Source organism: Caenibacillus caldisaponilyticus, assembly GCF_002003465.1.
Taxonomy (GTDB): domain Bacteria; phylum Bacillota; class Bacilli; order Bacillales; family Sporolactobacillaceae; genus Caenibacillus; species Caenibacillus caldisaponilyticus.
In genome coordinates, this window is record NZ_BDDQ01000154.1 from 1 (window position 1) to 1452 (window position 1452).

General features: G+C 45.6%; 1 protein-coding gene and 2 pseudogenes. 2 read left to right on the forward strand and 1 reads right to left on the reverse strand.

The genetic code is table 11. The annotated features are described in order from the left end of the window. Positions 1-225, forward strand: a pseudogene (locus CCB157_RS16955) (IS21-like element IS5376 family transposase); the annotation flags it as partial. Next, complete coding sequence (gene istB, locus CCB157_RS16960) at positions 222-977, forward strand: IS21-like element IS5376 family helper ATPase IstB (RefSeq protein ID WP_077616952.1); 756 nt, start codon at positions 222-224, stop codon at positions 975-977. The pseudogene CCB157_RS16955 and the gene istB, both read left to right, overlap by 4 nt. A gap of 130 nt (positions 978-1107) precedes the next feature. Here the strand turns inward: istB and CCB157_RS16965 are convergent. Then, positions 1108-1452: pseudogene (locus CCB157_RS16965) on the reverse strand (ISNCY family transposase); the annotation flags it as partial.

The following is a 1452-nucleotide window of genomic DNA, read 5'->3' on the forward strand; positions in this document are numbered from 1 at the left end:
GCAAAGAAATTCTGGTGAAGGAGCGATTAAATGGGGATATTCGATTGTATTATCGAGGGGAGGAGATTTCTTACTTGAACCAACAGAAAAAAGTGATTTCATTCGCCGAAAAAATCAAAAAGAAACAGACGGAAATGGCCGTCACCATTTCGCCTGTTTCGGTGGAAGGTGGATACTCGTCCATTGTCCGTTTATGACACATTCCTGCGAGGGGAAAGCTCATGAAAGAACAAATACACGAGTATTGCCACCGTCTTCATTTGCCTGTCATGGCGGAGCGATGGTCCGCCATGGCAGAATACGCAGCTACTCATAATATACCATATTCGGAGTTTTTATTCCGCTTATTAGAGGCGGAAATCATCGAAAAACAGGAACGATCGATCCAAACGCTCATCAAACTGTCCAAACTGCCATATCGCAAGACGATCGATACGTTTGATTTTAACGCACTGCCTTCCGTGGACGAGCGTCGGATTCGAGAGCTGCTTACCTTATCGTTTATTGATCGAAAGGAGAATATCCTTTTTCTCGGTCCACCGGGGATTGGAAAGACGCATCTGGCGATTTCGATTGGAATGGAGGCGATCGCAAAAGGATATAAAACGTATTTTATTACCGCCCATGATTTGGTCACTCAGTTAAGAAGAGCCGACCAGGAAGGAAAGCTGGAAAAAAAGCTTCGCATGTTTGTGAAGCCAACCGTTCTCATTATTGATGAAATGGGGTACTTAAAACTGGACCCAAACAGCGCCCATTACTTATTTCAGGTCATCGCCCGTCGGTATGAACATGCCCCGATTATCCTCACCTCCAACAAAAGCTTTGGGGAATGGGGAGAAGTTGTGGGAGACTCGGTATTGGCGACCGCGATGTTAGATCGATTACTGCATCATTCCATCATTTTCAACCTAAAGGGGGAAAGCTATCGATTACGGGAAAAGAGGATCCAACAAGAAAAACAGAAGGATCAATAAGGTCCTTCTGGGGAATTTTAAACCGGCGATTTTGGGGAAAAAATAATCGGCCTGTCAAGCGTCAGTGAAAATGTCATACTAACGCGTCAGTGAATATGTCACTGATATATTTACTTTGACCTCAGTTCATTCAAGCCGGTTTCAGTTCCTTTGAATTCGTGGGCCTATATTTGCGCCAAGGATGATCAGGTCCTGGCTTGTACGATTTCTTTTCTGAGCTCTCCTTTTTCTTTTCAGGAGTTTTTGCCGCTTTGTTCCGGGTTGCTTCCATCAAGGGGTAGGGCTTACCTTTGTACCAGACAAACAGTCTGCCATCCAGCGTTTTTCGGACTTCCACCGGCGTTTTGGCCGGAATGGTTGGACTGGAATTTGGGACGTCGAGGATGTACGTTTTTCCTCGGTAGGAGATGGTTTCTCCAGGTCCGACGATCCGTTGATCGCGAAACAAAGAATCAAATCCAGGGACTGTCCCGGT

Coding starts and splice junctions, on each gene's coding strand:
- istB (WP_077616952.1), top strand. CDS start 222: ATGAAAGAACAAATACACGAGTATTGCCACCGTCTTCATTTGCCTGTC.